Source organism: Nocardia sp. NPDC059236, from assembly GCF_042754085.1.
Classification (GTDB): Bacteria; Actinomycetota; Actinomycetes; order Mycobacteriales; family Mycobacteriaceae; genus Nocardia.
The window spans coordinates 29,751-36,140 of the sequence record NZ_JBHZAF010000019.1 but is presented as its reverse complement, the minus strand read 5'-3'; the positions used below and the strand labels follow the sequence as shown (position 1 = coordinate 36,140).

The 6,390-nt window shown below is 66.7% G+C and carries 6 protein-coding genes; 1 reads left to right on the top strand and 5 read right to left on the bottom strand.

The features are described 5' to 3' along the window. Nucleotides 1-99: 99 nt before the first annotated feature. The 3 genes from ACFXIV_RS36610 to xylA all read right to left on the bottom strand — a co-directional run bounded on the left by ACFXIV_RS36610 (nt 100) and on the right by xylA (nt 3,552). Nucleotides 100-540, bottom strand: coding sequence for a hypothetical protein (locus tag ACFXIV_RS36610; RefSeq protein ID WP_379401010.1), 441 nt, complete (start codon nt 538-540; stop codon nt 100-102). Nucleotides 541-923: 383 nt separating this feature from the next. Beyond that, complete coding sequence (locus tag ACFXIV_RS36605) at nt 924-2,366, bottom strand: FGGY family carbohydrate kinase (RefSeq protein WP_379401009.1); 1,443 nt, start codon at nt 2,364-2,366, stop codon at nt 924-926. 4 nt (nt 2,367-2,370) lie between these two features. Then, nucleotides 2,371-3,552 (bottom strand): xylose isomerase, encoded by a 1,182-nt coding sequence (gene xylA / locus ACFXIV_RS36600; protein ID WP_379401008.1) that lies wholly within the window; start codon nt 3,550-3,552, stop codon nt 2,371-2,373. Nucleotides 3,553-3,614: 62 nt separating this feature from the next. Between xylA and ACFXIV_RS36595 the strand changes: the two genes are divergently transcribed. Next, nucleotides 3,615-4,856 carry an ROK family protein gene (locus tag ACFXIV_RS36595; protein WP_379401007.1) on the top strand — a complete coding sequence of 414 codons (1,242 nt, stop codon included), beginning with the start codon at nt 3,615-3,617 and terminating at the stop codon, nt 4,854-4,856. On the opposite strand, the gene ACFXIV_RS36590 is transcribed toward ACFXIV_RS36595, so the two are convergent. Together ACFXIV_RS36590 and ACFXIV_RS36585 are read right to left on the bottom strand one after the other, a co-directional pair. Continuing rightward, nucleotides 4,853-5,608, bottom strand: coding sequence for a thioesterase II family protein (locus ACFXIV_RS36590; RefSeq protein ID WP_379401006.1), 756 nt, complete (start codon nt 5,606-5,608; stop codon nt 4,853-4,855). The two genes, ACFXIV_RS36595 and ACFXIV_RS36590, sit on opposite strands and share 4 nt — an antisense overlap. A 75-nt stretch (nt 5,609-5,683) precedes the next feature. Then, on the bottom strand, nt 5,684-6,361 hold the full coding sequence (locus ACFXIV_RS36585) for a TetR family transcriptional regulator (RefSeq protein WP_379401005.1): 678 nt from the start codon (nt 6,359-6,361) through the stop codon (nt 5,684-5,686). Between the last annotated feature and the right edge of the window lie 29 nt (nt 6,362-6,390).

The window sequence follows — 6,390 nt, the reverse complement described above, 5'->3', positions numbered from 1 at the left end:
CTGGGTCCGGTGTCGAAGTCGGCGAGTGTGAGCCCGGAAAGTCTGTACTCGGGGCTCGTCTCCGGGGTCCTGGCCGCCGGGTACCCGCCGGTCGAGGAACTAACGTGGTGGATTGACCGTCACGGGGAATGACTTGATAGTCGCAAGGACAGGTCCCGGGTTGTTTATGTCCTCGAGCTCCATCGGCTCCACGAGCGCGTAGACATCGTTCTGTGGGGGAAAGTTGGTGACATTGGAGTTCCTGAGAATGGCCCGCTTCACCGTGTCGGTTTTGATGACTCTCACCGAGGAGATGGTGTCGTTCATCGAATCGCCGACGTAGGCGATGTCGCCGGTGTAGATCATCTCCGCGCCCTTGCAGTCGCCGTCCTTATAGGCAACAACCGAGATGCCTGGAGCCACTTTCAGCGAGGACACAACGTCGTTGCCGACGTGCCCTGTGCCGTCGCCGAGGTTGTAGGTGCCCTCCTCGAGAATCACGCTTGCGCCGCCATAGTCGCGGTCGGCGAACAGCTGAACCTTGCCAGATGATGGAGGCATAGCAAATCTCCCAACTAGTGGATGATCATCCGAGGGTGTTCACAACAACGTCTCCCAGCGACACCTGTGCTGGGTGGCTGTACGGTTGCGAAGCTGGTGGGTGCCTTGCGTGCCTGGTTCGATCTCGGTGTCGTACATGACCATACAGTTGTTAGCTAAATTGTTGCTGCCGTTTCGACTAAACGTTCAACCGGCGGCCCGCCCTCACTGCTGTCGGAGCCATTGGTTGATCGCGGCGATGTGGATGGTGGCCAGGTAACGGATGGCGAGTTTGTCGGCGCCTTGTCCGAGAAGGTCGATGCGGTATTCGGGGCGGCGATTGCTGCGGGTCCCGGAAAGCTATGTGCGCCAAGTGATCTGACAAGCGGTGCCGAACCAGCGGATCACTGGTGTGAGCGTGCCGCTGCTTCCCGGTATCGGGCCAGCAAGTCCGGCGACGGGTCTGCGGTAAAGGTGCGGGTTGTGGCCAATGGCCAGGCAGGGGGCTGCGGGGCCGACGACATCACCCACGCGGCCTGGCGAGCGGCTCCTGCGGCGACGTATTCACCTGGAACGGGAACATCGACGGGCACCCCGAATACCGCCGGCGCGATGGCGCACACGGCTGCCGAGCGTGCACCGCCACCGGTCAGCGTGACCCGGTCGACGGGCACCGAACCACGACGGAACACGTCGGCAGCAGCGGCGGTCAGGCACAGCAGCGACTCCACCGCCGCCCGGGCGATATTCTCCCGGGTCATCGACTCCATCGTCATGCCGTACAAGGAGCCGGTGGCGTGCGGAAGATTCGGCGTCCGTTCGCCTTCCAGGTAGGGCACCTGCACCAGCCCGCCCGCGCCGGGTGCCGCCGCCAGCGCCAACGCCGACAGCTCGTCGAGATCCACGCCGAGGACGGTGGCAGTCGCCTCGAGGATCCTGGCGGCGTTGAGCGTGCACACCAGTGGAAGGAAACGGCCGGTAGCGTCGGCGAAGCCCGCCACCGTGCCGGACGGGTCCCGGACCGGCGTGGTCGTGACGGCGGCGATCACGCCCGAGGTACCCAGCGAGAGCATCACCTCACCGGCGTGCAGTCCCAAACCCAGTGCTGCGCCGGCATTGTCGCCGCACCCGGGCCCGACGATCATCTCCGACCGGCCCAGCGCAGGGTCGGAGGTGCCCGCGGGCGCTGTCGGCGCCGAGACCGCCGGCAACACGATGCCCTGCGCGTGGGTCTGGCTGTACCGCAAGGCCATTGCCAGCAGCTCACGCCGGTAGACACCGGACACCGGATCGAAATAGCCGGTGCCCGACGCTTCGCTGCGGTCGGTGACCAGGTCGTCGAGCGACCTCGCACCGCACAACCGCCAGGTGAGCCAATCATGGGGCAACGCGATCGCTGCGATCCGGGCGGCGTTGGCGGGCTCGTGGTCGGCGAGCCAGCGCAGTTTCGTGATGGTCAGCGACGCGACCGGTGCGGTGCCGACCGCGTCGACCCAGCGCCGCACACCTGCGTCGTGATCGCCGTCGCCCATTTCGTGAACGAGGTCGCGTGCGGCAGCAGCGGATCGGGTGTCGTTCCACAGCAGCGCCGGACGGATCACCGCGCCGCGGGCGTCCAGGCAGACGAGTCCGTGCTGCTGCCCGCCGACCGAGACCGCGGCCACGTCGTCGAGGCCGCCGGCCTGCTGTATCGCCGATTGCAGTGCCTGCCACCAATATTCGGGATCGACCTCGGTGCCGGGCGGGTGCGGGGCGGCACCCGAGCGCACCGGGCGGCCGCTGTCGGCGTCGCGGATGACAACCTTGCACGATTGGGTCGAGGAATCGACCCCAGCCACCAGTGTCATGGCCTCATCCGATCACATGCTCGACGGCGAGCTGGTGCAAGCGCACGAAACCGTAGTCGCGCGTCGCGGCGGTGTCGGGGTCGAACAGTTGGTCTCGCGCCGCCGCGAACGCCTGTACCGATTCCCCCGCGCCCAGCGTCGGCTGGGCGAGGTCGAACACTCCGGCGTGTGTCATCGCCTCCTGCACGCGAGGGTCGGCCCGGAACGCGCGGGCCTTGTCGGCCAACATCAGGTACGTCGACATGTTCGCTCGTGCCGATTCCCACACCCCCGGCATGTGTTCGGTGCGTGAGGGTTTGTAGTCGAAGTGCCGGGCCCCGGTGTAGGGCGGGCCGTCGGGGTAGCCGGGGAACCCGTTCTCGAGCAGGTCCACGGTGAAGAACGCCGACATCAAATCGCCGTGGCCGAAGACCAGGTCCTGGTCGTATTTCGCGCCGCGCTGCCCGTTGAGGTCGATGTGGAACAGCTTGCCGCTCCACAACGCCTGCCCGATCGCGTGGGTGTAGTTGAGTCCCGCCATCTGCTCGTGGCCGGTCTCGGGATTGACCCCGACGAGATCGGCATGGTCGAGCTCCGCGATCAGCGCGAGGGCGTGTCCCACGGTCGGCAGCAGGATGTCGCCGCGTGGTTCGTTGGGTTTGGGCTCCAAGGCGATGCGCAGGTCGTATCCCTGCGCCTTGATGTAGGCCGCGACGGTGTCGATGCCCTCCTTGTACCGTTCGAGCGCGGCGTAGAGGTCCTTGGATCCGTCGTATTCACTGCCCTCACGGCCGCCCCACATGACGAAGGTGGTGGCATCGACCTGTCCGGCCAGATCGACCGCGTGCAGGATCTTCCGCAACGCGAAGCGGCGGACCGCCCTGTCGTTGGCGCACAGTCCGCCGTCCTTGAAGACCGGATGGGTGAAGGTGTTGGTGGTGACCATCTCGATTGCCAGACCAGCGCGATCGGCCGCGTCCTTCACCCGGGCGACTCGCTGCTGCTGAGTGGCCTCGTCGGCGTCGAATGGGTAGATGTCGTTGTCGTGGAAGCTGATTGCCCACGCCCCGAGCTGGGCCAGCCCGTCGATGTAGTCCCACGGAGCCAGTGTCGGCCGGGTCGCAGTACCGAACGGATCGATGCCGCTCCAGCCGACTGTCCACAGTCCGAACGAGAACCTGTCCTGCGGGGTGGGTTGGCGGGACATCGCACGATCCTCTCATTTGTTTATCCGATGAACTTAATTGTCGGGTGGGTTACGGTCAATCCGTGAATCGAGGTTCTTCGCTGGCCGGACGCACGGCGCCGACAAGTGCCCGCCAGACATCGCTCCGGGCGGCGAACTTGGCGTTGGTGCTGACCACGGTGCTGCGGAACCCTGCGGGTGTGTCGCGCGCGAGTATCGCCTCGGCGACCGGCATGACCCGAGCCACCGCGTCTCGCCTGGTCGACGAGCTGGTCGCCGGTGGCATCCTCGCCGAGCTGCCGCGCGCGGCCGCACCGAGCCGCGGGCGGCCGGCGACGCCGATCATCGCCGCAAGTCGCCTCATTGCCCTAGGGCTGCAGGTGGATACGAATCGTTTGACCGCTCGAGCGATCACGTTGTCCGGGGAGATCGCCGGCGAACGCAGCGAGATCGGCGACTGGCGAAACAGCCGACCCGCCGCCTGCTTGGCCCGACTCGGCGAGCTCAGCACAGAACTGATTACAGCGCTGACCGACGACGTGCGGATCGTCGGGGTCGGCTTGGCGCTGCCCGGGGTCGTGCGCGCCGACACCGCCACACTCATGACCGCACCGAATCTGGGGTGGCCCGAAGTGCGTCCCGCGGAGTTCATCGCTGCCGGGGCACGCGCCGGGTTGTCGGTGCGAGTCGGCAACGAGGCGGATCTGGCCGCCCGGGCAACGGCCGAATACGCTCCCGGCCGCCCAGGAGCGGTCCGGGACTTCTTCTACGTGTCCGGCGATACCGGTATCGGCGGGGCGGCGGTGATCGACGGCAAGGTGATGGCCGGACCATACGGGGGCAGCGGCGAAATCGGGCATGTCACCGTCGATCCCGGCGGCGGTGCCTGCGCGTGTGGTTCCACGGGCTGTCTCGAGTTGTACGCCGGCAGGCAGGCCCTGGTTGCCGCCGCCGGATTGCCCACCGGCACCGGCATAGCCGAGCTCGCCGCTCACGCGGTCGCGGGGAACGCCGCAGTTCTGCACTCCCTCGAGCGTGCCGCGTGGGCCCTCGGTATCGCGCTGGCGGCGGCGATCAATATTCTCGGCATACCGGTCATCGTGCTCGGCGGGCATTTGGCAGCGCTGGCCGATTTCCTACTGCCCCCGCTCATCTCACACCTCCACAGCCGCGTGGTGGCGGCACAGTGGATTGCCCCGCGAGTCGAGGTTGCCCGACCGGATACGGCGCCCGGCACAACCGGTGCCGCCTATCTGGCCTTGGAGGAACTGATCCACGACCCGGCAGGCTGGATCCCCGAGCGGGCAACCGACGGCACCGCCTAGCTCGGCAGCGCCGCCGATCTGTGCCGGCGGATCAGCTCGGCCACCGCTCGGCAATTCGCATCGATGAAGAAGTGACCGCCCGGAAACGATTGCGCGGCAAAGCTTCCGGAGGTGTGTGCGCTCCACGCCTGGATATCCGCGAAACTCGCATCGGGGTCACGGTCGCCGACCAGTGCGACGATGGGGGACTTGACCATCGCGTCCGTCGTGCACGCGTAGGTCTCGATGGCTCGGTAGTCGTTCCTGACGATCGACAGGATCAATTCCCGAAAGTCGGGATCCTCGAGCAATACCGCGGGCGTGCCGCCGATCCGAAGCAATTGTTCGCACAGTTCTCGATCGCCGAGCAGATGCACGCGCCCGGTTTGTGTCGCCGCCGGAGCGCAGCGGCCGGAAGCGAACAGCACTGTCGCCGTTGCCCCTACCTCGTCCTCGAGCCGCCTGCACGCCTCGAAAGCCACGACGGATCCCATGCTGTGGCCGAACACGGAAAAATTCTCGGCATCCCCGACAGCCTCGATGACCTCGGGAAGCAAGCCGTCGACCAACCCTGAAATATCGCCCACGAGCCGTTCGTGCCTTCTGTCCTGCCGCCCCGGATATTGAACGGCGAGAACGTCGAACTCCGAACCGACGGACTCGGCCAATGGTCCGAAAGAGAGGGCGGATCCGCCGGCGTGGGGAAAGCAGACCAACTTGTGGGAGCCATTCCTCGGTGCAGGGGTCAGGTGACGCAGCCAGCTATTGCCCATAGGGTGGAGAGCCTTTCCTCGGATTCAACATCCGAACGGTACCGTGCAAGGGCTCGAGCCGGGTGCGGGGGAGCGTCAGGGCTGTTGTGGCGCAGGGGAATCCGTAGGGGCGCGGCGGAACGGGGCGGCCACGTCGGGGCGCAGGGGGAGCGCGGTGGCCGATTCGCGGCGTCGGAGGGCCTCGGTGGCCTCGGGCTCGTTGTTGGCCGTCAGGCGGTAGACGGCGCGTTCGAGGATCGGAAGGACTTCGGAGACCCGGAGGGTGCCGTCGGCGCATTGGCCGAGCAGGGAGAAGGTCATGTTGGAGAGGACGACGGCGATGTCCTCGAGGTAGCGGGGCTCGGCGCCGGCGAGCACGGCGGCGGCGATGGGGAGGACGGCGTCCAGGCCGTGATTGTCGAGGCGTTGGTTGGCCGGACCGATGCGGGCCCGATGGTAGGCCTCGAGCATGATCGGGTGGCGTTCCCAGGGGTCGAAGACGTGGCGGATGACGCGGAGCAGGCCGTCGCGGATGGATTCGCCGGGGGGCGGGGATTCCATCGGGATATAGGTGTTGTCCTCCATCCAGGCTTCGATGGCGGAGACGAGCAATTCGTCGCGCGTGGGGAAGAGCTTGTAGATGGTGGTGAGCGAGACGCGGGCGCGGCGCGCGACTTCGCGCAGCTGGACGGCGTCGTAGCCGTCGGATTCGAGCAGGGTGCGGACCTCGAGCAGGATCCGTGCCCGTAATGCCTCTTCCGTCTCCTTGGCCATGCAGTTACAGTAACGCCGTTACTTGAGTA

Coding starts and splice junctions, on each gene's coding strand:
- xylA (WP_379401008.1), bottom strand. CDS start 3,552: ATGTCCCGCCAACCCACCCCGCAGGACAGGTTCTCGTTCGGACTGTGG.
- ACFXIV_RS36610 (WP_379401010.1), bottom strand. CDS start 540: ATGCCTCCATCATCTGGCAAGGTTCAGCTGTTCGCCGACCGCGACTAT.
- ACFXIV_RS36590 (WP_379401006.1), bottom strand. CDS start 5,608: ATGGGCAATAGCTGGCTGCGTCACCTGACCCCTGCACCGAGGAATGGC.
- ACFXIV_RS36605 (WP_379401009.1), bottom strand. CDS start 2,366: ATGACACTGGTGGCTGGGGTCGATTCCTCGACCCAATCGTGCAAGGTT.
- ACFXIV_RS36585 (WP_379401005.1), bottom strand. CDS start 6,361: ATGGCCAAGGAGACGGAAGAGGCATTACGGGCACGGATCCTGCTCGAG.